Raw genomic sequence first — 23,711 nt, 5'->3', positions numbered from 1 at the left:
CCTGCTATTTTTGTTGATAGAAAACTTAGCGTGAGACGTACTATTACTTATAACTTTGAGCTTCATCAGTTGCCTTTTCCATGATCAGAGGTACACTTGTGCGCTCAAAAAAGCTTACAGGTGTAAGCCAAAGGTAAAGAGATGGCCAATTTAGATTTTCATATCGTAAAAAGACTTCGTGACCAAATTGCCCAAGGCGGCAACCGTACAGCTTTGAAGCACAAAGTAGACAATGTATGGCAAGGTATTAGCTGGGAGCAGTTTGGACAACAAATCGATACGCTTTCATTAGCACTATTGGCTCAGGGACTGAGAGTTCAAGATAAGATCGGTATCTATTCGAACAATATGCCTCAATGGACCGTGGCAGATTTTGCATCGTTACAAGCACGCCTTGTGACTGTGCCGATTTATCCAACGAATACAGCAGCACAGTCTTCTTACATCATCCAAAATGCAGATGTGAAGATCTTATTCGTTGGTGAGCAAGTTCAATTCGATGCGGCGGTTAGCCTGTTTGAAGAGTGCGAGCAGCTAGAAGTTGTTGTGGCTATGTCTGATGACATCGACCTGCAAGGACACAGCTTTGCCGTATCTTGGAATGACTTCATGGCGCGTGGCGTTGAAGCACAACAAGCTGAACTTGACGTGCGTCTTGCTGATGCAAGCATGGACGACCTGCTGACTCTTATCTATACCTCTGGTACCACAGGTCAGCCAAAAGGCGTAATGCTTGATTACACCAACATTGGCTACCAGTTAGAAGGCCACGATGAACGCCTTAGCCTGAGCAAAGACGATGTCTCATTGTGTTTCCTACCGTTATCACACGTATTTGAGCGTGCTTGGACGTTCTACGTTCTTTATAAAGGCGCAACCAACTGCTACCTGCAAGATACGATGCAAGTGCGTGATGCGCTAAGTGATGTGAAACCTACTGTAATGTGTGCGGTTCCACGCTTCTACGAGAAGATCTTCTCTGCGATTCACGAGAAGGTATCTAAAGCACCATTTATTCGTAAAGTGCTATTTACTTGGGCGGTGAACATGGGAGCAAAGCTTTCAGTTTGTCACCAAGAAGGTCGTACTCCATCGTTGATGCTGAAGAAGAGCCATGCGCTAGCTGATAAGCTTGTGCTATCTAAACTGCGCGCTCTACTCGGCGGTAACATCAACTTCATGCCATGTGGTGGCGCGAAGCTTGATGAGACGATTGGTCGTTTCTTCCATGCTATCGGCATCAACGTAAAACTTGGCTACGGCATGACAGAAACCACGGCAACAGTATCTTGTTGGGATGATCGCTGTTTTAACCCTGATTCGATTGGTATGTCGATGCCGGGCGCAGAAGTAAAAATTGGTGCTAAGGACGAGATTCTTGTTCGCGGTCCAATGGTGATGCGTGGCTACTACAAGATGCCAGAAGAGACAGCTAAGACATTCGATGAGCACGGTTTCTTGAAAACCGGTGATGCGGGTCATTTTGATGAAAATGGTAACCTGTTCATTACTGATCGTATCAAAGAGCTGATGAAAACCTCTGGTGGTAAGTATATTGCACCGCAAGTGGTTGAAGGCGCGATTGGTAAAGATCACTTTATCGAACAGATTGCTGTTATCGCTGATACGCGCAAATTCGTTTCTGCGCTGATTGTTCCTTGTTATGACTCGCTAGAAGAGTACGCCAAAGAGCTTAATATCAAGTATCACGATCGCGTTGAACTGGTTAAGCACCACCAAATCGTCGAGATGCTAGAAAAGCGTGTGAATGACCTACAGCAAGAATTGGCTAAGTTTGAGCAAGTGAAGAAATTCAAACTGCTACCAAAAGCATTTTCTATGGATGATGGTGAACTGACACCAACTCAAAAATTGCGTCGTAAAGTTATCAACGATAAGTATCAAGACGAAATCGAAGAAATGTACAACGAAAAGCCTAAAGATAAGTAGTTTTCTGCTTAGATAAATTTTCAGTTGTTTAAAAATCCCCCTACGAATGTGATTGCATTTTTAGGGGGATTTTTTGTATCTAATGACACAGCACAATGTGCGAAAGCGCACACCAGCAAGCTCGCGGTTTATCGATAAATATCGATCTATTAAAATATTAAGTGCTTTTTTTTGTTCGCTAACTAGTGTTTAAACCTGGCGTGGGGGGGCTGAGTTGGGTTTTATTTAATGCTTTGAGCTAATAGTTGGTTTTTTGGCACAGTTGCCGAATAACAGGTGTTAGACCAGATGATAATAAAGCGTTAAAGTTGTTTCGTATTACTGTTTGTTGTTATCACGACAGACAGCCATAGCCGAAAAAGTGGAAGTATTTCGAATTAGGCTACGAATAAGCCCTAGACTATGAAAAACCAGCCCAACATGTTCACCAAATATGATTGGAAACTGGTGAGGAGAGCAATATGACAACAAAACCTGAAACAGCCATGTCATCCGGCGCTGAAATGTTATCCGGCGCTGAGATGGTGGTGCAGTCTCTAATTGAAGAGGGTGTAGAACAAATCTTTGGTTACCCAGGTGGTTCTGTACTTGATATCTACGATGCGCTGCATGCTAAAACTGCTGAAATTAAACACGTATTAGTACGACATGAACAAGCCGCTACCCACATGGCTGATGGCTATACTCGTTCTACCGGCAAACCGGGCGTAGTACTTGTGTGTTCTGGTCCAGGTGCGACCAATACCGTTACTGGCATTGCAACAGCCTACATGGACTCAATCCCAATGATTGTTATTTCTGGTAACGTACCAAATAACCTCATTGGTAATGACGCCTTCCAAGAGTGTGACATCGTGGGTGTATCACGCCCGATCGTTAAACACAGCTTCTTAGTTAAGAAAGCGGAAGATATCCCTGAAGTCGTTAAAAAAGCATTCTATATTTCAACGACAGGGCGTCCCGGTCCTGTGGTTATTGATCTGCCGAAAGATATCTTAAACCCACAAATCAAGCTTCCTTATGAATACCCAGAAACGCTCAAAATGCGTTCGTATAACCCAACGGTTACGGGTCATAAAGGTCAGATCAAAAAGGCGCTAAAAGCCCTTCTTGAAGCGAAGAAGCCGGTACTTTATGTCGGTGGTGGTGCGGTTATTTCTGAGGCAGATAAGCCGCTGTTAAAATTAGCAGAGGCACTGAATTTACCTGTGGTAAGCACCCTAATGGGGCTTGGCGCTTTCCCTGGCACCCATAAGAACTCTTTGGGTATGTTAGGCATGCATGGTTTATATGAAGCCAATATGGCGATGCACAATGCGGATTTGATCTTTGGTATTGGCGTACGTTTCGATGATCGAACGACTAATAACCTAGATAAGTACTGCCCTGATGCGAAGATCATGCACATTGATATCGACCCATCTTCGATCTCTAAGAACGTAAAAGTGGATCTACCGATTGTAGGTTCTGCTGAAAAGGTTCTAGAGAGCATGGTGAACTTGCTCGTTGAGCAAGGCGGCACTAACGATGCAGAAGCGATTGAAAGCTGGTGGAGTGAAATCAAGCAGTGGCAAGAGCGTGACTGCCTAGCTTACGAGAAATCGTCTGAGCGCATCAAACCACAGCAAGTAATTGAAACACTGCATAAAGTAACCAATGGCGATGCCTATGTTGCTTCTGACGTAGGTCAACACCAAATGTTTGCTGCTTTATACTACCCGTTTAACAAGCCACGTCGTTGGATTAACTCTGGTGGTCTAGGCACGATGGGCTTTGGCCTGCCTGCTGGTATGGGCGTTAAGTTTGCTAAGCCAGATGAAGAGGTGGTTGTGGTAACCGGTGACGGCAGTATTCAAATGAATATCCAAGAGCTGTCGACTGCGCTGCAATACAATATCCCGGTTAAGATTATTAATCTTAATAACCGTTTCCTAGGCATGGTAAAACAGTGGCAAGACATTGTTTATCAAGGCCGTTACTCTAACTCATATATGGACTCTGTTCCTGATTTTGCTGCTATCGCTGAGGCTTATGGTCACGTTGGTATGCGCATTTCATCTCCGGATGAACTGGAATCAGGTTTGGAAAAAGCACTAGCGATGAAAGACCGTTTGGTATTTGTCGATATTAGTGTGGATGACACCGAGCACGTATACCCAATGCAGATCAAAGGCGAGGGTATGGATAACATGTGGCTAAGCAAAACGGAGAGAACATAATATGAGACACATTATTTCACTACTAATGGAAAACCAACCTGGTGCGCTTTCTCGTGTGGTTGGCTTGTTTTCTCAGCGTGGCTACAACATCGAGTCTTTGAACGTATCTCCAACCGATGATCCGACGCTGTCTCGTTTGAACGTAACCACTAACTCGAGCGAAATGCAGCTTGAGCAGATCCAGAAACAGCTACATAAGCTAATCGACGTACTTAAAGTGCAAGAAGTGTCCGAACTTGAGCACATTGAACGTGAGCTGTTGATGGTAAAAGTACGTGCGAGCGGCTTTGCTCGTGCGGAAGTGAAGCGCACAGCGGATATCTTCCGTGGTCAGATCGTTGATGTTACGGCTTCTCAATATACGGTTCAAATGGCGGGTACTAGCGAGAAACTGGATGCCTTCATTCAGGCGCTGTCTGAAGTGACGGAAGTGCTTGAAGTAGCTCGAAGTGGTGTTGTTGGCATCGCACGAGGCGAACGTGCGTTGAAAGCCTAGACGATAAGTCTTTAAAAAATAACTTTAAAGCCGCTTTTTTAAGCGGCTTTTATTTTGTTAATTTTTTAGAGTGCTATAATCCCGCGCTGCACTTCCATTCATCTGAGTTAGCAATGCGAAATAAAAAATCAATAATTACATTGCTGATTATCTCTATCATATTGTCTTCTGCAGTATGTCTGTATTATTTGCAGCGTTACAAAGAAGTAAAACAGCAGAGTTTTGACTACTCAGCTAAGCAAGCTGTTCATCAGTTGGTGTATGCCAAGCGAGATTATGATCTTCTCAAGACTCAGTTAGTCTCGGTAATGGAGCTACTCAGTCATAGCCAGAGCTTGGTTAACTTTGCTTCTTCTCCCTCAGACCAAACTAAACATCTACTTGAAGAGGTCTGGCAATCTGTTCTCGTGAACCAGAAGTGGTATACACAAATTCATCTGTTAGATGTCACTGGCAAAGAATTGGTGCGTGTTAACTATTCCTTTGATACCGGTAGGGTGACGTTACCCCAGCAACTGCAAGATAGGTCGGATTCTAACTACTTCCAATACGCTCAAAAACTAGAAGCCGAACAGATTGGCGGTTGGGGTATTGAGCTTGAAACGGAGCATGGTGAAGTCACCTTCCCTTATTCGCCGGTAATTCGTGTCTTTACCCCTGTAGAAACCCCTGACAAAAGAGTAGGCTATCTTGTTATCAATCTCGATGTATGGGGCCTATCGTCGCGTCTGAGTTTTTCACCAGATAACGATCTTAGAGCAGAAGTTCTCAATGAAGCGGGCTACTTCATCGCGAGTAACAACAGCGGTAAGTTGTTCGGAGACTCTATTCCTGAAAGAAAAGGCTACAACCTGAAAAATATCGCGCCGAAGACGTGGGATGCAATCTCCAATGATCAAGTGGGATACGTTTTTGAAGATGGTAATTTGTTTGCCTTTAACACGGTTATGCTCGCGAACAGTCAAAAGGTCCATTTACTGATTCAACTTAATCAAAAGCAACTGATGGATCGGGCTGAGCGTGCTCTAGATGATTTGGCCCATGAAGAGATCATTGTTCTGATTACGGTGCTGATATTCGCTTTCCCGTTTGCTTACCTGGTGACGCACTACCGACGCCGAAGCCTAGAGAGTAAATTGGCACGCGCCGCATTGAATGGTATGTCGGCAGTGATGATCTCTGACAAGCAGCACCGCACAATGATGATCAACAACGAATTTGAGAACATGACTGGGTACTGCAAAAAACAGGTGATCGGTCAAAATGCATTGCAGTTGCTGCTTGAGAATACCGACCAAGTGCTCTCAAGCTCGGCTATTTGGAGTCATTTAGAGCAAGAAGAAGTATGGGAAGGGGAGGTTCAGTGTAAGAACAAGCTGCGTATTCCTTTTACTGCGATCATGCGAGTGCATGCGGTCAAAAACAATTCAGGCAAAGTCAGTTACTACATCACCTCGTTGGTTGATATTTCGGTAAGGAAGGAGCTTGAAGTACGTTTGAGGATCTTAAGTGAACGTGACTCTTTGAGTAATCTTTGGAATAGACGAAAGTTCGAAGAGCAGCTCGCGTATTATTCTCGCTTGGTTGAGCGTTACCCTAATGAATCGACGACTTGCTTAGCTTTAGTCGATATCGATAACTTCAAGCGAATCAACGACGAACTTGGTCATGACGAAGGCGACCGAGTGATAGCAAGTGTCGCCAAGCTTCTGCAAGATAGCCTTCGCGGGACTGACTTTGTTGCACGTGTTGGAGGAGAAGAGTTTGCACTCTTGATGCCACACACCTCACTGCCAGAAGCAAAGCGCGTATTGGATCGCTTGCGAATTGAGATTGAGCTAGCTGCCGGAACTAAGATAACGGTGAGTGTTGGCTTTACGGATTTAACCAGTAACAGCACTCGCTCATACAAGTGTGCGGATGTTGCGCTTTACGAATCTAAATCGTCTGGCCGTAATACGGTCTCTATGTGTCCTAGCTACGATGATGTCGCTTAGGTTCGCTTCTATCTAGTCCTGTCTTCTATTTGCTTCACCTCTTCAAGTCGCGCCCCGACTCCTTTTTCCTTTCCCTCTTTTTATTAGGAATCTCACTTTTGAGCGACCTGTGTCACAAAATCTATACAGTTAGACTAAAGTCTAATGTTGGTGGAAATTTGAGCTAAAATTAACAGTAAGTAAACTACTTTGCTTCAGATTACATCGTGTTAAACGATGTAATAAATAGAGTGTTTACCAGATGTAAAAGGATGACACCGTTAACTTAATTCAGCTGGTTAGCTAGCCTTATCAATAACTTGAAAGGCAGCAGTAGAATTAGGTTAGCTGGAGCAATAGTTTGGGGATCATACAGTCTGGTTAAAAGAGGCGTGGTATGTTTGTCGATTTTTTAGTGAGGTTAACCATAGGCACATTAGCCATTCTTGGCTTTCAACTTAGTGCATTGTATTTTTTACCTATGGTTGTGCTGCTCAATACTCATCACAAAGAGTTTTTTGGGTGGTAGTTCAGTCGTGGTACTGGAAACTAAAAAACGGAGCCGCTGGGCTCCGTTTTTATTTGGTTAGAATCTATCTTGGCATCATGCCGCTTCGATAACTTCTTCAATTCGTTTCATTGAACCTAGTAAGTGTTGATCAAGCAGTTCTGTTGCTTGTTCTACATTCTTAGAGAGTACTAGTTTCATGATCATTTCGTGCTCATCAATATTGAACAGATCATCAGATGCGCTTTCTGCAGACATAGCGAGGAAGCGGTAACGTTTCACTTGGTTAATTAGGTCATCAAAGAACTTAAACATGTTCTCTGAATCTGCACCTTCAAGCAGTGCGACATGGAATTGCTGGTGGCGCTCTTCCCATTCTACACAGTCAAACTCTTCAGATACGTACTGTACTCGCGATAGTTTATGGTAAGACGTTAGTACATCCAGTTCCCAGCTCTCATCACCTGCTGCAATCGCTTTTTTAAGCAGAACCGATGATACAACACGAAGGCTTTCGTATAGGTCATTTAGTTCTTTCTTTGATACAGGAGATACCCAGCAGCCTTTTTGTGGCTCTAGCTTTACGTATTTGCTCCAAGATAACTGTACCAAGGCTTCGCGAATAGGGGATGCGCCAACGTTGTAGCGTGCTTTTAGATCAGCAACAACAAGCTTTTGGCCTGGGGTTAACTCACCATTAAGAATATCTTGGCGAATCATCTTTGATACTTTGTCAGTGAGCGTAGGACTAGACATTACAAACCTCATCTATATATGATTTCTAGTCTGCTAATCCGTCTCTTAGAAAGAGTCAGTTGGAGGTTAACAGTACGTAGTTCTATTTTGATTGATAATACAGCGTACTGAAAAGTTAGGCAAGATTTTGTTTCATAAAAAAAAGAGGGCCGAAGCCCTCTTTTATATTTTATGCGAATCGGTTCATTCTTATAGAACGTGAACAGATGCCGTGTTTGTAGTACCAGAAGCCACTAGAGCACCAGAAACCATAACTACGATGTCGCCTTTGTTACCTAGGCCAGATTGTAGAGCGATTTCTTTACCGTTGATGTAGAACGCGTCTGTGTTCTCGATAGAGTCAACAAGAACTGGCTTAACACCTTTAGTAAGAACTAGCTGTGCAGCTGTCTTTTCGTTAGTTGTTAGAGCTAGGATGTTTGCAGTTGGGAAGTACTTACGTACTGAACGTGCAGATTTACCGCCTTCAGTTGCAACAACGATTAGAGGAGCAGCTAGCTTCTCTGCTGTGTCTACAGCGCCTTTACATACTGCTTCAGTGATGCGTAGACGTGGGCTGTCTAGACGAGAACCTAGCTCAGCTTTAAGAGCTGAATCAGTACGGTTCGCGATTTGAGCCATGATAGTAACAGCTTCAACTGGGTACTTACCTTTAGCAGTTTCACCAGAAAGCATTACTGCATCAGTACCATCCATGATTGCGTTCGCAACGTCACCCGCTTCAGCACGAGTTGGACGTGGGTTGCTGATCATAGAGTCAAGCATTTGAGTTGCAGTGATAACCATCTTACGTGCACGGTTACACTTCTCGATCATCATCTTCTGAGCGAAGATTACTTCTTCAGCTGGGATTTCAACACCTAGGTCACCACGAGCAACCATGATGCCGTCAGAAGCTTCAAGGATTGAATCGAAGTTATCTACACCTTCTTGGTTTTCAATCTTAGAAATGATGTGGATGTTCTCGCCGCCGTTAGCGTTTAGAAGCTCACGGATTTCTTTAACGTCTTCTTCTTTACGGATGAAAGAAGCAGCAACGAAATCTACGCCTTGCTCACAACCAAACTTAAGGTCAGCTTTGTCTTTCTCAGAAAGAGCAGGAAGTTGAACAGAAACGCCAGGAAGGTTAACACCTTTGTTTTCGCCTAGAGCACCGTTGTTAAGAACTTTACACTTAACTTCAGTTTCTGTTGTTGCGATAACTTCCATTTCGATTAGGCCGTCATCAACAAGGATAGTGTTACCTGCTGTTAGGTCTTTAGCGAAACCTAGGTAAGTTACTGCTACTACGTCTTTGTTACCAACAACTGTTGCGTCAGTTGTGAAAGTGAACTCTTGACCAGCTACTAGATCTACGTCGTTACCATCTTCAAGTTTGATAGTACGGATTTCTGGACCTTTAGTATCTAGAAGGATAGCAAGTTGCTCACCTTTGTTTTCCATTACTTTACGGAAGTTCGCGATACGAGTGCCGTGCTCTGCGAAATCACCGTGAGAGAAGTTAAGACGCATAACGTTCATGCCAGCATCTACTAGTTCAGTTAGCTTCTCTACAGATTCAGTTTTAGGGCCAATCGTACATACGATTTTGGTCTTTTTCATGGAAGGTACTCTCCGGTAAGTATTGTTACAATTTGAAATTTATTTAAGTTCTGAAGATTGGTCCGCTACATCAACATTTTGTGCCTGTTGTGTAAAAGCGCGGGACTTCCAATATGTCCTTCAGAGTTGTAAGTCTTTCATCAATTTTAGTCATTTTATGACTAAAAGATTTTGATTCAATATCGGTTTTCTGTGACTTACCCCACTATATAGGGGGTAAGTTGCAAAAAAATAACAGTCAGTTTTGTAATTTTTTTTCTTTTCGGGTGCGGATTCTACCACCTAATGAGTTCAATATCACTGCTTAACAATTGTCTTAGGACAAGGTTTTATCGCTATTTATTAATTTTTTGGATCAAAATAAATGGACTAAATAGTTTCGTTGTAACTATAATATGTTTCATATCGAAACTTAATGGCCTTTTTTAAATGTCGAAACGAAACACCCAGCTCAGAAGACATGCAATTTCTAACCTAGTGAATGAAAAAGGGGAGGTTAGTGTTGATGAATTATCCGCTAAGTTCGAAACCTCAGAAGTCACTATTAGAAAGGACTTGGCGTCTTTAGAGAAAAACGGTCAGCTTTTACGCCGTTATGGTGGTGCGATTTCGTTACCGAAAGAGGTTGTCAACGAAGAGCTGGGTCAACAAGTTTCGACTCGAAAGATTTCATTGGCAAAAGCCGCTGCAGATTTAATTCGCGACCATAACCGCATCGTGATCGATAGTGGCAGTACGACCGGTGCTCTAATTCAGCAGCTTAATGCTAAGCGTGGCTTGGTTGTTATGACCAACTCATTGCACGTTGCTAATGCGCTTAATGAGCTTGAAAGCGAGCCGACGTTATTAATGACTGGCGGCACTTGGGATACCCATTCGGACTCTTTCCAAGGCAAAGTTGCAGAGTCGGTACTTCGTGCTTACGATTTTGACCAACTATTTATTGGGGCTGATGGTATCGACCTCGATAGAGGCACAACCACGTTTAACGAACTGGTTGGCCTGAGCAAAGTAATGGCTGAAGTGTCACGAGAAGTGATCGTGATGGTTGAGTCGGAAAAGGTGGGACGAAAGATCCCTAACTTAGAGCTGGCATGGGAACACATTGACATCTTAATTACCGATACAGACTTAGGCGAAGAATCCAAAGCAAGTATCGAATCACATGATGTTCGAGTGATCCTGACCGATCCAGCGTAAAAACAAATTTAAGTATTATGCATTTACCTTCCTATAATTGATCTTAATGAAGATTTGGCCTTTGCTTGCTGCCAATAGGAATAAAACAAAATTGATGGAGTGAAACTATGTGTGGAATTGTTGGTGCAGTAGCACAGCGTGATGTAGCTGAAATTTTAGTAGAAGGCCTTCGTCGTCTAGAATACCGTGGCTACGATTCAGCTGGTGTCGCTGTAGTCGATACTGAATCTAACCTAACTCGTGTACGCCGCCTAGGTAAAGTACAAGAGCTAGCTGACGCAGTAGAAGAGCAACAAGTGATTGGTGGTACAGGTATCGCTCATACACGTTGGGCGACACACGGTGAGCCGTCTGAAGCGAACGCACACCCACACATGTCTGGTGATATTGCCGTTGTACACAATGGCATTATCGAAAACCACGAAGCACTGCGCGCTATGCTGCAAGAGCGTGGTTACGTATTTACTTCACAAACGGATACAGAAGTTATTGCTCACTTAGTTGAGTGGGAACTTCGCACTTCAGCTTCTTTGGTTGAAGCGCTACAGAAAACAGCAAAACAATTAGACGGTGCGTACGGCACGGTTGCGGTTGATCGTAAAGATCCTAGCCGTATCGTTGTAGCTCGTTCTGGTAGCCCGATCGTTATCGGTTTTGGTGTCGGCGAGAACTTCCTTGCTTCTGATCAACTGGCGCTACTGAGCGTAACTCGTCGCTTCATGTACCTAGAAGAAGGTGATGTTGCTGAGGTAACTCGTCGTGATGTTACGGTATTTGATGTAGCGGGTGAGCGTGTTGAGCGTGAAATCGTTGAGTCAAACGCTGAACACGACGCTGGTGACAAAGGTCAATACCGCCACTTCATGCAGAAAGAGATCTTCGAGCAGCCAACAGCGCTGATCAATACAATGGAAGGCCGTATCTCTGACACTTCGGTTATCACTAACGCGATCGGCGTTAAAGCTGAAGAGATCCTAAGCAAGGTTGAACACGTGCAGATCATCGCATGTGGTACGTCTTACAACTCAGGCATGGCAGCGCGTTACTGGTTTGAATCTCTAGCTGGCGTAAGCTGTGACGTAGAGATTGCTTCTGAATTCCGTTACCGTGATTTCGTTGTTCGTCCGAACAGCCTATTGGTGACTCTGTCTCAATCTGGTGAAACGGCGGATACGCTTGCTGCACTTCGTCTTGCAAAAGAGAAGGGTTATATGTCTGCAATGACTATCTGTAACGTTGCGGGTTCTTCACTGGTTCGTGAATCTGATTTTGCCTTCATGACTCGTGCAGGAACAGAGATCGGTGTTGCTTCTACTAAAGCTTTCACAACTCAACTAGCAGCGATGCTGATGATGGTAACGTCAATTGGTCGTCTACAAGGTCGTATCAATGAAGAAAAAGAAGCGGAAATCGTTCAAGCACTTCACCAACTGCCTGCTGATATCGAGAAAGCATTAGCGTTCGATAAAGAAATTGAAGCACTGGCACCTGATTTTGCTGATAAGCATCACACACTGTTCTTGGGTCGTGGTGAGTTCTACCCAATCGCGATGGAAGCGTCTCTTAAACTGAAAGAGATCTCTTACATCCACGCAGAAGCATACGCAGCTGGTGAGCTTAAGCACGGTCCTTTGGCTCTTATCGATGCAGATATGCCTGTAGTCGTTATTGCACCAAGCAACGACTTGCTAGAGAAGCTGAAATCGAACGTTGAAGAAGTGCGTGCTCGTGGCGGTCTACTTTACGTCTTCGCTGATGAAGATGCGGGCTTTGAAAGCGATGAGAACATGAAGATCATCAAGATGCCTCACGTAAGTGAAGTAACAGCGCCTATCTACTACACAGTACCGATGCAGCTGCTGTCTTACCATGTCGCACTAATAAAAGGTACCGACGTTGACCAACCTCGTAACCTAGCGAAAGCGGTAACAGTTGAGTAATCGACAGCTTACCTATGATATAGATAATAAGAAGCCCATCCTGTGATGGGCTTTTTTATGTCTGTTAGTTAACGATCAGTGTTAGAGCTAGCTGTAGCGTCATTAAGCGCTCAGTGCTTGCTCTAGGTCAGCCAAGATATCGTCAATGTGCTCGATACCTACTGATAGGCGAATCATCTCCGGTGATACACCGGCTTGTTTCTGTTCAGCTTCGCTTAGTTGACGGTGTGTCGTCGAAGCTGGGTGACAAGCGAGAGATTTCGCATCGCCAATGTTAACTAAGCGCTTGAAGATTTGCAGTGCATCATAGAAGCGAACACCGGCTTCATAACCGTCTTTTAAACCAAAAGATAGAATGGCCGATGGCTTACCTTGCATGTACTTTTCAGCGAGTGGATAGAATTCTGAATCAGGCAGGCCAGCGTAACTTACCCAACTGACTTTCTCGTGTTGCTTGAGGTATTCCGCTACTTTCAAGGCATTCTCTGTGTGTCGCTCCATGCGTAGCGACAACGTCTCCAAACCTTGCATCAACATGAAAGCATTCATTGGTGACAGTGCTGCACCTGTATTACGTAGGGGAACCGTTCTAGCACGACCAATAAACGCAGCCTCACCAAAGGCCTCGGTATAAACCACGCCATGATAAGAAGGCTCTGGCTGATTAAACACAGGGAAGCGGTCCTTGTGCTGTGCCCATGGGAATTTACCTGAGTCGACAATCACGCCACCTAACGTTGTACCGTGACCACCCACGTATTTAGTTAGTGAGTGCACCACGATGTCAGCACCAAAATCGATAGGTTTACACAGTACAGGCGTCGCCACCGTGTTATCAACAATCACAGGTACACCTTGTGCGTGAGCAAGTTCAGCAACACGCTCTAAGTCGATAATATTACCTGCTGGGTTACCGATACTTTCGCAGTAAACCGCCTTGGTTTTTTCGTCAATCAGTGCCGCTAAGCTTTCTGGTTTATCGTCTTTAGCAAAACGAACTTCGATCCCTTGGTTTGGCAGCATATGAGCAAATAGGGTGTAAGTACCACCGTAAAGCTGAGGTGTTGAAACAATGTTGTCACCGATTTGCGCCAACGTCTGAATCGCATAGTTGATCGCAGCACTGCCCGCACTTACCACTAAGCCTGCGATACCTCCTTCTAAGGCGGCCATGCGTTTTTCTAACACATCATTGGTTGGGTTCATTATGCGAGTGTAGATATTGCCTGGCACCGCAAGGTTGAAGAGGTCGGCGCCGTGTTGTGCGTCATCGAATTCGTACGCGACGGTTTGGTAGATTGGAGTGGCAACCGATTTGGTTGTTGGATCAGTGTCGTAACCGAAGTGAATCGAGAGTGTTTCGTCTTTCATGAGTCTTCCCTGAACTATTGAGCGATTTATGTACTCTCATATTGCCGATTTTTTTATAAAAGAAAAGTATGTTTAGTCACAGAGAGGCAATTGGAATTGTGTGCGGGATGATTCGTTATTGGTTAGGAAGTGCAGGGTGTGATTGGTACTGAATCAGAAAAGCAAAAAGCCAGAGCAGCGTGAACTGTTCTGGCTTTTCTAAATTTGGTGGCCCCTCCCAGATTTGAACTGGGGACCGAACGATTATGAGTCGTGCGCTCTAACCACTGAGCTAAGGGGCCGTAGGGCATAGATTATAGGGGAAGCATTCAGTGGTGTCTAGACACTATAAGGGGCAATTCCGCTTACATCTTAGCCACTTAAATCACACAGATAAAAAAAAGGTGAGCCAACGCTCACCTTTTCTTATTTATGCTTAAAAGCTAACCACACTAAAGCGTGTGATTACTCGTCTAGGAAGCTACGCAGAGTTTCTGAGCGGCTTGGGTGACGAAGTTTACGCAGTGCTTTTGCTTCGATCTGACGGATACGTTCACGAGTTACGTCGAACTGCTTGCCCACTTCTTCAAGAGTGTGGTCAGTGTTCATGTCGATACCGAAACGCATACGCAGTACTTTAGCTTCACGAGGTGTTAGGCCAGCAAGAACGTCTTTAGTTGCACCGCGTAGGCTGGTTGCCGTTGCAGAGTCTAAAGGTAGTTCTAGCGTTGTATCCTCGATGAAATCACCTAGGTGCGAATCTTCGTCGTCACCGATTGGTGTCTCCATTGAGATTGGCTCTTTAGCGATTTTCAGTACTTTACGGATCTTGTCTTCAGGCATTTGCATGCGTTCAGCCAGTTCTTCCGGAAGTGGTTCACGACCCATCTCTTGTAGCATTTGACGAGAGATACGGTTTAGTTTGTTGATCGTTTCGATCATGTGAACCGGAATACGGATAGTACGAGCTTGGTCGGCAATCGAACGAGTGATTGCTTGACGGATCCACCAAGTAGCGTAAGTAGAGAACTTGTAACCACGACGGTATTCAAACTTATCTACCGCTTTCATCAGACCGATGTTACCTTCTTGGATTAGATCCAGGAATTGTAGACCACGGTTTGTGTACTTCTTAGCAATCGAGATTACTAGACGTAAGTTCGCTTCAACCATCTCTTTCTTCGCACGACGAGCTTTCGCTTCACCGATAGACATGCGACGGCTGATATCTTTGATGCTTTGAACAGTAAGAGACGTTTCATGTTCGATCATATCCAGCTTTTGGATAGAGCGACGGATGTCGTGCTCGTTACGTTTAATCTTTTCTGCGTATGGCTTGTCTGAAGCAAGAACTTCATCCAACCATGCTTCGCTAGATTCGTTGCCAGTAAATAGAGCAATGAAAGATTTCTTCGGCATTTTGCCGTACTCAACCGTTTGACGCATGATTAGGCGTTCTTGAGTACGTACACGATCCATAGAGTTACGCAGTTCGTTTACTAGGAAATCAAACTGTTTTGGTGTTAGACGGAACTCTTTGAATACGTCTTGCATCATTGTCGTTGCAAGCATTGCTTTCGGGCTTTCATGGCCGTACTCGTTGATCGCTAGTTGACGATTCTGGTAGCTAGTACGAAGTGCTGTGAACTTCTCAAGAGCAAGCTCAGGATCGATACCTGTATCTTCCTCTTCCTCTTCCTCGTCGTCTTCTGCGTCTTCTTTGTCTTCGTCTTCCAGATCAGTTTCAGCAAGTTCTGAACCGATGTGAGTCGCCGTTGGCGCAGCTGTGCCATCGTCGTCTGGGTCAACAAAGCCATTGATTAGGTCTGTTAAGCGAATCTCTTCTGCTTGTACGCGGTCAAACTGTTCCAAGATGTATGGAATAGTGCCTGGGTACTCAGCAACCGATAGTTGAACTGTATTGATACCATCTTCAATACGCTTCGCAATGTCGATTTCGCCTTCACGAGTCAGTAGTTCAACTGTACCCATTTCACGCATGTACATACGAACTGGGTCAGTAGTACGGCCAATCTCGCTTTCTACGCTTGAAAGCGCAGCAGCTGCAGCTTCGGCTGCATCTTCATCTATATTGGCATCGTCATCATTAAGTGCTAGATCATCAGCATCAGGTGCAGTTTCAACTACCTTGATACCCATGTCGTTAATCATTTGAATGATGTCTTCTACCTGTTCAGAATCCACGATTTCTGCAGGTAGGTGGTCGTTTACTTCGGCGTAGGTCAGATAGCCTTGTTCCTTGCCTTTAATAACAAGTAATTTAAGCTGTGACTGCGGATTTTGATCCATAGATGATATCCAACTTCAGGTCTGGTGAAGGACGTTGCATTCTCAAATGCAAACCAATTATGTTAACAAATTTATTAAATGCTGACTAATCAAACAGGGTTACGCTTTTAGATCTAGCATTAAAGCTAGTAGCTCCCTTTTTTCTTCGGCTGATAAACCGACGCTTCTTGCTTTGGCCTGCAGGTTTTCAATTTGTTTTTCAACGCATTGGGCAAGTATATTGTCCAATGAGTCTAAAAATATGTCTTCTTGATTGTCTTCGTCGAGGGGGATTTCCCAGCTCGCGAGACGAGACAGAAGAGCCTCATGTTTATTGTGTCGCCAATGCTCTAATAATTGGCCTGTGTTGATATGGGGATGCGCGTGGCATTTATCAAGTACTTCGACGAATAAACTTAGCCCAGGCAATTGTAAGCCTTTGACACTTGATAAATCCGGTACCATATCAGCATAGCTCGGATTTTGGATAAGCAAAGCGATAACTTCACGCATTGGAGTGCGCTTCAGCTCTTTATGCGGTTGAGGTGTCGGGTTCTGTGTATGAACACGCGCTCGCCTCAATTGGTTATCAAATCCAGTGCGCTCATCGAGCAATTTTTCGAGCAACTCTTGGAAGTAACTGTCAGGGATTTTGTTAATCAATGCGCTAGCGTGTGCGCGCAGTGCCGATTTCCCTTCGGTTGTTCCCAAGTTTAACTTGTGTATTTCAATCAGGTTATCGAACAAATAGGTCGAAAGCGGTGTCGCATTTTGAACAAGCTGTTCGAAAGCGGCTTTGCCGTGTTCTCTTATATAGCTGTCTGGGTCTTCACCGTCGGGCAAGAATAGAAACTTGAGTGTGTTACCGGTTTTCAGGTACTCAAGGGCATTTTCTAGTGCGCGCCACGCGGCTTCTTTACCTGCTCGGTCACCATCGTAACAACAAACCACTGTGCTGGTTTGGCGGAACAGCATTTGAACGTGGTCACCGGTTGTCGATGTGCCCAGTGATGCTACTGAGTAATCAACACCATATTGCGCTAATGCCACGACATCCATGTAACCTTCAACCACAAGTATTTGCGGCGGTTCACGGTAGGCTTGCAGCACTTCATAAAGGCCGTAAAGCTCTTTACCTTTATGGAAGATAGGCGTTTCTGGTGAGTTGAGATATTTTGGAGTTCCGTCTTCTAATACACGACCACCAAAACCAATCACACGGCCACGACGATCGCGAATCGGGAACATTACGCGTCCACGGAATCGGTCGTATCGGTTACCTTTATCGTTCTCAATTAACATGCCGCCAGTTACGAGCATGTCTTGGGCTTCTTTCTGTTGGCCAAAGTTCTTACGAACTAAGTCCCACTCATCGGCCACATAACCAATGCCAAACTTCTGGACGATCTCGCCCGAAAGGCCACGATTCTTTAGGTAATCAATCGCAGGTTTGTTGGCTGATATTTTCAGTTGAGAGCGGTAAAAATTACTGATGCCGCCCATCAAATCGTAGAGGTTACGTTTTTGTTCGCTGTTGGCTCTTGGTGCTGTTGATATCTCGCCGCTACGTTGCTCTCTAGGAACATCGAGGCCTAAGAAAGAGGCAAGCTCTTCAATCGCTTCAACAAAATCGAGACGTTCGAACTCCATAATGAAGTCGATAGCATTACCGTGTACGCCACAACCAAAGCAGTGATAAAACTGTTTTTCTTGGCTTACGCTAAAAGAAGGGGTCTTTTCGTTGTGGAATGGGCAACAAGCACCATAGTTTTTGCCTTTTTTCTTAAGTTTCACGCGTGCGTCCACTATGTCGACAATGTCGAGACGCGCTAGGAGATCATCAATGAAACTACGCGGGATGTGTCCTGCCATAAAACCTTAGAAAAATGCACTAACTGAGAGTGTGGATAATAATAGTTTGAATAGGTTACAGATACAAACAAGCCGTGCGTTCCGAAGGATTGCACGGCTTGTTGCAATTTGATTTGGGATTAAGCGAGTTTAGAACGAACTAAACCACTAACTTTACCCATATCTGCACGCCCTTGAATTTGTGGTTTCAAGATAGCCATTACTTTACCCATGTCTTGCATGCCCGCTGGTTGAGCTTCGGCGATTGCGCTATCAAGTAGTGCAATAACTTCTTCATCACTTAGCGGTTGAGGCATAAAGCCTTCAAGTACCGTAATTTCTGCTTTTTCCACGTCAGCAAGATCTTGACGATTTGCTGATTCATATTGAGCAACAGAATCGCGACGTTGCTTAACCATTTTAACTAATACAGCAAGAATGTCGTCGTCGTTCAGAGTGATCCGTTCGTCAACTTCACGTTGCTTAATTGCTGAAAGAGCTAAGCGGATAGTGCCAAGGCGCGGTTTGTCCTTGGCTTTCATCGCTAATTTTTGCTCTTCTTTGAGTTGTTCAATAAGAGCCATAACTCAGTCCTTATGGATTAAGTTATTAGTACAGGCGAACGCGACGTGCGTTTTCGCGAGCTAGCTTCTTAGCGTGACGCTTTTGAGCTGCTGCTTTAGCGCGTTTGCGAACTGTAGTTGGCTTTTCGTAGTGCTCGCGACGGCGAACTTCAGAAAGGATACCTGCTTTTTCACAAGAGCGCTTGAAACGACGTAGTGCAACGTCGAACGGTTCGTTTTCACGTACTTTAACTATTGGCATATGCCTTTCACCTCAGGGGTTATTCATTATCGCTGGCTACTCAGTACCAAATCAGAGAAGTTACCCATCGAGCTAACTCTCTATTCGCGTTTGGCCATTAACCAGCTTGATCAAAAATGGTGCGGAATTTTAATCCGATCACAGTGGCTTTGTAAAGCACTTTGTCGATTATAGTCTGTACAATATTTGTTTGAAGAGCTTAGGCAGGGTAATATTGCGCTAATTTCCCATTTTAGACGAAAGCGTGCCGAGAAAATTATGCGCATTATTGGTATTGAAACCTCTTGTGATGAAACAGGAATCGCGATTTATGATGATGAGCAAGGGCTGCTTTCTCATCAATTATATAGCCAAGTAAAGCTGCACGCCGATTACGGTGGTGTGGTACCTGAGCTAGCTTCACGTGACCACGTGAAAAAAACAATTCCTCTTATTAAAGCGGCATTAGCTGAAGCGAACCTAACGTCGAAAGACATTGATGGTGTGGCTTACACGGCTGGCCCTGGTTTAGTGGGTGCACTGCTGGTTGGTGCAACGATTGGTCGCAGTATTGCTTATGCGTGGGGAGTGCCTGCAGTGCCTGTTCACCATATGGAAGGTCACCTTCTTGCGCCAATGCTAGAAGATAACCCACCACCATTCCCATTTGTGGCTCTGCTGGTTTCTGGCGGCCATACCATGATGGTAGAAGTGAAAGGTATTGGTGAATACCGAATCCTTGGTGAATCGATTGATGATGCAGCGGGTGAAGCGTTTGATAAAACCGCGAAACTGATGGGCTTAGATTACCCTGGTGGTCCACTGTTATCTCGTTTGGCGGAAAAAGGCACTCCGGGTCGTTTTAAGTTCCCGCGTCCAATGACCGATCGTCCAGGTCTAGATATGAGCTTTTCTGGTTTGAAGACGTTCGCAGCGAATACCATTCGCGATAACGATAATGATGACCAAACTCGCGCTGATATCGCTTATGCATTCCAAGAAGCTGTTTGTGCAACCTTAGTAATCAAGTGTAAGCGAGCCTTGGTTGAAACGGGCATGAAACGTATAGTGATTGCTGGCGGTGTAAGTGCCAACAAACAACTGCGTGTTGAGCTTGAAGCTCTTGCTAAGAAAGTCGGTGGTGAGGTGTACTACCCACGCACAGAATTCTGTACAGATAATGGTGCGATGATCGCTTATGCGGGCATGCAGCGCCTAAAGAATGGCGAAACGGCTGATTTGTCTGTTCATGCCACACCGCGTTGGCCTATTGACCAGCTAGAGCCAATTGCGTAATTGACTATAGTGTTTCGATAAACGGTCGCCTTGTGCGGCCGTTTTTATATCCTAGCTTACCGACCGTATGTCGATAAATAATTGCTGATAGAGATTAGGGAAGAAAATGAACAAGTTCACAGTAGACAATCAATCGATGGCGTACCTAGATGAAGGTCAAGGCCCTGTTGTTGTACTCGGCCACAGCTACCTTTGGGATAGTGCAATGTGGAAGCCGCAGATCGAAGCGTTAAAAACTCAGTATCGCTGTATTGTTCCAGAGCTTTGGTCTCACGGTGAGTCTCAAGCTGCACCCGCTTCGATGCGTAACTTGAAAGATTACGCTCAGCACGTTTTGGCTCTGCTTGATCATTTAGAGATCGAAGAATTCTCAGTGGTTGGTTTATCGGTTGGCGGTATGTGGGGAACAGAGTTAGCGGAACTTGCACCTGCACGTATTAAGTCTTTGGTTCTAATGGATACTTTTGTGGGTTTAGAACCAGAGGTTGCTCACGCTAAGTACTTCAGCATGTTAGATACCATCACTCAAACCAAGACGGTTCCTCAGCCAATTGTTGAAGCGGTTGTTCCACTGTTCTTCGCTAATGATGCTCAAACCAACACGCCAACTTTAGTGGAAGGGTTTACTCAGCAGTTATCAGCTCTTGAGGGTGACAACGCTGAAGAAGTGGCACGAATTGGTCGAATGGTGTTTGGACGTCGTGACATGATTGAATCGGTAGAGAACTTTGCTCTGCCTGTTTTGATTGCTGTAGGACAAGAAGATAAACCACGTCCGGTACTTGAGTCATACCTAATGCACGATTGCATTACGGGCAGTGAATTAGTGGTGATTCCTGGCGCTGGTCATATTAGCTCGTTAGAGCAACCAGAGTTTGTGAACACAATGCTGAAGACGTTTTTAGATAAACATCTGCTGTAAGTTCTTAAATACTGAATAGTGTTGTTCGACTTATACTTACGTCGGTTTAAACGCATCTCGGTTTAAAAATAGTTCGGCTTAGACGTGACAGTTTAAGCCGATTTTTTTTGTCCGAGTTTTGGTTCGCTGCCATCGAGTAGGCGGCGGATATTCTGGTGGTGACGTAACACGATCAAACAGCACAGCATGGCTACTGGCAATGTGTATTGAGGTTTGACTAACCAAGCGTAGAAAGGGGCAAGTAGCACAGTAACCAGTGCCGCTAAAGAAGAGTAACGAAACAAAAACGCGACCACTAACCAAGTTGCCATGATCATTCCGGTTAGATCGAATCCTATTGGGGCGATAGCGCCAAGTGCGGTTGCCACGCCTTTACCACCTTTGAAGTGGAAGAAGATCGGATACATATGGCCAAGACACGCCGCAATTGCCACAACCCCAAGAATGATTGGGTCGATCTTGAGGTAGTAGCCAAGCCAGACAGGGATAGTGCCTTTCAGCATGTCACACAAAAGGACGGCAGCTGCTGCGCCTTTACCGCCAACACGCAGGACATTGGTTGCTCCTGGGTTGTTAGAACCTACTGTTCGAGGATCTGGGAGCCTCAAAACTCGGCATATCAAGACCGCACTAGAGATTGAACCTAGTAAGTAGGCAGCAATGATCATGATAAGTGCCAATGGGGTCATGTCTGTCCTTTAACGGTTATACGCCTAACGATGGGAAAATAATGCTCAATCCAAGAGTAATTGATATCATATCTCGAATTACGCAAATAATACGTTTTTTTCCCCAATTTGGGTATCCGACCTCTAAAAGGACAAGTCATGGCACTGGATAAAGTTTTCATTGAGCAGCTAGAAGTAATTACAACGATCGGTGTTTACGATTGGGAGCAAGAGATCAAACAGAAACTGGTGCTTGATATTGAAATGGCTCATGACAACCGCCCAGCAGGCAAGAGTGATGATGTGGTTGATGCTTTGGATTATTCGAAAGTGAGCACTGCAGTACTTGAGCACATTGCAAATGGCCGTTTTCTACTCGTAGAACGTGTTGCTGAAGAAGTCGCAGAGCTTATTATGACTCAGTTCTCTGTGCCGTGGATTAAAATCCGATTGGCTAAACCTGGCGCAGTGCCACAAGCAAAAGCCGTTGGTGTGATCATCGAACGAGGTCAAGCATGACAGTAGCCTATGTTGGTGTTGGCACGAACATAGACCGCGACAAGCATGCAAGGGTGGCATGGACAGAGCTTCAATCGTTAGGGACTAACCTTAAATGCTCTAAAATCTATCACTGTGAGCCCGTCGGTTTTAATAGCCATCCGTTTTATAACTTTGTGATAGAGCTCGACACGTCACTCTCATTGACTGAATTTTCACAGCAGCTGCGTAAAATTGAGTTTAAATGGGGTCGCTCTCAAGATGCGCACAAACTACAAGATCGAAAACTCGATCTTGATATTGTGCTGTTTGGAGAGGAGGTTTCTGAGTGTGAACCAGAATTACCACGCAGTGATATCTACAAATATCCTTTTGTAACACAGCCGCTTTATGATCTTTGTCCTGCGCGAGTGATCCCGCAAGACGGAAGAACCGTCAGTGAAATATGGCAGAAGATGCAGCAATTAGACTCGCTCTCTGTCGTAGATATAAAACTATAATTTTTAAGGTAAGTAATGAGTTATTTTGAAGCGTTTATATTGGCGTTGGTGCAAGGCTTTACAGAGTTTTTACCTATTTCCAGTTCTGCACACCTAATCCTTCCTTCAGCTGTTTTAGGCTGGGAAGATCAAGGTTTGGCTTTTGATGTCGCTGTCCACGTTGGTACTTTGGCAGCTGTTGTTATCTATTTCCGTAAAGAAGTGGTCTCTCTGTTGAGCGCATTCTTTGGTTCAGTGTTTAAAGGCGATCGTAGTAAAGAAGCGAAGTTAGCGTGGATGATCATTCTCGCGACGATTCCTGCGTGTATCTTTGGCTTGTTGATGAAAGATATTGTTGAGCTTTACTTACGCAGTGCGTGGGTGATCGCGACGACAACGATTATCTTTGGTCTATTGTTATGGTGGGTGGACAAGAACTCAAGCCTGCGCGATGACGAATACCAAGCGGGTTGGAAAAAGGCGCTGTTTATTGGTCTTGCTCAAGCAATGGCGATCATTCCGGGCACGTCTCGTTCTGGCGCAACCATTACCGCGGCGCTTTACCTTGGTTTCACACGTGAAGCGGCGGCTCGATTCTCTTTCTTGATGTCTATCCCAATCATCACTCTGGCTGGTGGTTATTTAGGTCTTAAGTTGGTGACAAGCGGTGATCCAATCCATGTTGGCACTTTGCTAACGGGCGTTGCGGTGTCTTTCATCAGTGCTTACATCTGTATCCACTTCTTCTTGAAGCTTATCTCTCGTATGGGCATGACACCGTTCGTTATCTACCGCCTGATTCTAGGTTGTGGTCTGTTTGCTTTCTTAATGATGCAGTAACAGACACAGGCAACGGTCTCGCTGTAAGAATTGAAACAAAAAGCCCGCTTAACTGCGGGCTTTTTAT

General features: G+C 44.8%; 19 protein-coding genes and 1 tRNA gene. 11 read left to right on the top strand and 9 right to left on the bottom strand.

Annotated features, from left to right (window positions below; translation table 11 throughout):
• The first annotated feature begins 141 nt into the window (after positions 1-141).
• From A136_RS12145 to A136_RS12130, 4 genes are all read left to right on the top strand, one after another.
• Positions 142-1,950, top strand: coding sequence for an AMP-dependent synthetase/ligase (locus tag A136_RS12145; protein ID WP_017062927.1), 1,809 nt, complete (start codon positions 142-144; stop codon positions 1,948-1,950).
• 461 nt (positions 1,951-2,411) lie between these two features.
• A complete protein-coding gene (locus A136_RS12140) occupies positions 2,412-4,169 on the top strand; it encodes an acetolactate synthase 3 large subunit (RefSeq protein ID WP_017062926.1) in 1,758 nt (585 codons plus the stop codon).
• Position 4,170: 1 nt separating this feature from the next.
• Positions 4,171-4,665: an acetolactate synthase small subunit gene (gene ilvN, locus A136_RS12135; RefSeq protein WP_008219984.1), complete on the top strand. Its 495-nt coding sequence runs from the start codon at positions 4,171-4,173 to the stop codon at positions 4,663-4,665.
• A 113-nt stretch (positions 4,666-4,778) separates the two neighbouring features.
• On the top strand, positions 4,779-6,662 hold the full coding sequence (locus A136_RS12130) for a sensor domain-containing diguanylate cyclase (RefSeq protein WP_017062925.1): 1,884 nt from the start codon (positions 4,779-4,781) through the stop codon (positions 6,660-6,662).
• A 583-nt stretch (positions 6,663-7,245) separates the two neighbouring features.
• On the opposite strand, the gene A136_RS12125 is transcribed toward A136_RS12130, so the two are convergent.
• Positions 7,246-7,917 (bottom strand): GntR family transcriptional regulator, encoded by a 672-nt coding sequence (locus A136_RS12125; protein ID WP_080582236.1) that lies wholly within the window; start codon positions 7,915-7,917, stop codon positions 7,246-7,248.
• A 177-nt stretch (positions 7,918-8,094) separates the two neighbouring features.
• The gene (gene pykF, locus A136_RS12120; protein WP_017061403.1) at positions 8,095-9,507 is read right to left on the bottom strand and encodes a pyruvate kinase PykF; all 1,413 of its coding nucleotides are present in this window, start codon (positions 9,505-9,507) and stop codon (positions 8,095-8,097) included.
• Positions 9,508-9,936: 429 nt separating this feature from the next.
• On the opposite strand from pykF, the gene A136_RS12115 reads away from it, so the two are divergent.
• Positions 9,937-10,707 carry a DeoR/GlpR family DNA-binding transcription regulator gene (locus A136_RS12115; protein ID WP_017061404.1) on the top strand — a complete coding sequence of 257 codons (771 nt, stop codon included), beginning with the start codon at positions 9,937-9,939 and terminating at the stop codon, positions 10,705-10,707.
• Positions 10,708-10,814: 107 nt separating this feature from the next.
• Positions 10,815-12,647 (top strand): glutamine--fructose-6-phosphate transaminase (isomerizing), encoded by a 1,833-nt coding sequence (glmS, locus tag A136_RS12110; protein ID WP_017061405.1) that lies wholly within the window; start codon positions 10,815-10,817, stop codon positions 12,645-12,647.
• Positions 12,648-12,749: 102 nt separating this feature from the next.
• Here the strand turns inward: glmS and A136_RS12105 are convergent, their stop codons facing one another.
• The 6 genes from A136_RS12105 to rpsU form a co-directional block, all read right to left on the bottom strand.
• On the bottom strand, positions 12,750-14,018 hold the full coding sequence (locus A136_RS12105) for an O-acetylhomoserine aminocarboxypropyltransferase/cysteine synthase family protein (protein WP_017061406.1): 1,269 nt from the start codon (positions 14,016-14,018) through the stop codon (positions 12,750-12,752).
• Between the two features lie 205 nt (positions 14,019-14,223).
• A tRNA-Ile gene (locus A136_RS12100) sits at positions 14,224-14,299 on the bottom strand.
• 163 nt (positions 14,300-14,462) lie between these two features.
• Entirely contained in the window at positions 14,463-16,307 is a 1,845-nt protein-coding gene (rpoD, locus tag A136_RS12095) for an RNA polymerase sigma factor RpoD (RefSeq protein WP_017062924.1), read from the bottom strand.
• A gap of 99 nt (positions 16,308-16,406) precedes the next feature.
• Positions 16,407-18,158 (bottom strand): DNA primase, encoded by a 1,752-nt coding sequence (gene dnaG, locus A136_RS12090; RefSeq protein ID WP_017062923.1) that lies wholly within the window; start codon positions 18,156-18,158, stop codon positions 16,407-16,409.
• 119 nt (positions 18,159-18,277) lie between these two features.
• Complete coding sequence (locus A136_RS12085) at positions 18,278-18,721, bottom strand: GatB/YqeY domain-containing protein (RefSeq protein ID WP_017061409.1); 444 nt, start codon at positions 18,719-18,721, stop codon at positions 18,278-18,280.
• Positions 18,722-18,746: 25 nt separating this feature from the next.
• Positions 18,747-18,962, bottom strand: a complete 216-nt coding sequence (rpsU, locus tag A136_RS12080) for a 30S ribosomal protein S21 (RefSeq protein WP_004396009.1) — start codon at positions 18,960-18,962, stop codon at positions 18,747-18,749.
• A 258-nt stretch (positions 18,963-19,220) separates the two neighbouring features.
• Between rpsU and tsaD the strand changes: the two genes are divergently transcribed.
• Together tsaD and A136_RS12070 are read left to right on the top strand one after the other, a co-directional pair.
• The gene (gene tsaD / locus A136_RS12075) at positions 19,221-20,237 is read left to right on the top strand and encodes a tRNA (adenosine(37)-N6)-threonylcarbamoyltransferase complex transferase subunit TsaD (protein ID WP_017061410.1); all 1,017 of its coding nucleotides are present in this window, start codon (positions 19,221-19,223) and stop codon (positions 20,235-20,237) included.
• A 106-nt stretch (positions 20,238-20,343) separates the two neighbouring features.
• The gene (locus tag A136_RS12070; RefSeq protein ID WP_017062922.1) at positions 20,344-21,159 is read left to right on the top strand and encodes an alpha/beta fold hydrolase; all 816 of its coding nucleotides are present in this window, start codon (positions 20,344-20,346) and stop codon (positions 21,157-21,159) included.
• A 92-nt stretch (positions 21,160-21,251) separates the two neighbouring features.
• Here the strand turns inward: A136_RS12070 and plsY are convergent, their stop codons facing one another.
• Positions 21,252-21,848 carry a glycerol-3-phosphate 1-O-acyltransferase PlsY gene (gene plsY / locus A136_RS12065; protein ID WP_009847793.1) on the bottom strand — a complete coding sequence of 199 codons (597 nt, stop codon included), beginning with the start codon at positions 21,846-21,848 and terminating at the stop codon, positions 21,252-21,254.
• A gap of 138 nt (positions 21,849-21,986) precedes the next feature.
• Between plsY and folB the strand changes: the two genes are divergently transcribed.
• From folB to A136_RS12050, 3 genes are read left to right on the top strand one after another with little or no spacing between them, the layout of a single operon-like run.
• Positions 21,987-22,346, top strand: a complete 360-nt coding sequence (folB, locus tag A136_RS12060) for a dihydroneopterin aldolase (protein ID WP_017061412.1) — start codon at positions 21,987-21,989, stop codon at positions 22,344-22,346.
• A complete protein-coding gene (folK, locus tag A136_RS12055; protein ID WP_017062921.1) occupies positions 22,343-22,825 on the top strand; it encodes a 2-amino-4-hydroxy-6-hydroxymethyldihydropteridine diphosphokinase in 483 nt (160 codons plus the stop codon). Before folB ends, folK begins: the two co-directional genes overlap by 4 nt.
• A gap of 15 nt (positions 22,826-22,840) precedes the next feature.
• Positions 22,841-23,644 carry an undecaprenyl-diphosphate phosphatase gene (locus tag A136_RS12050; protein ID WP_010434624.1) on the top strand — a complete coding sequence of 268 codons (804 nt, stop codon included), beginning with the start codon at positions 22,841-22,843 and terminating at the stop codon, positions 23,642-23,644.
• Positions 23,645-23,711: the final 67 nt, after the last annotated feature.

Origin of the sequence: Vibrio crassostreae 9ZC13, assembly GCF_000272045.2 — a bacterium.
In the GTDB taxonomy this organism is placed as follows: Bacteria; Pseudomonadota; Gammaproteobacteria; order Enterobacterales; family Vibrionaceae; genus Vibrio; species Vibrio crassostreae_C.
The sequence above is the reverse complement of the archived record's forward strand: the minus strand, read 5'-3'. Positions and strand labels throughout refer to the sequence as shown.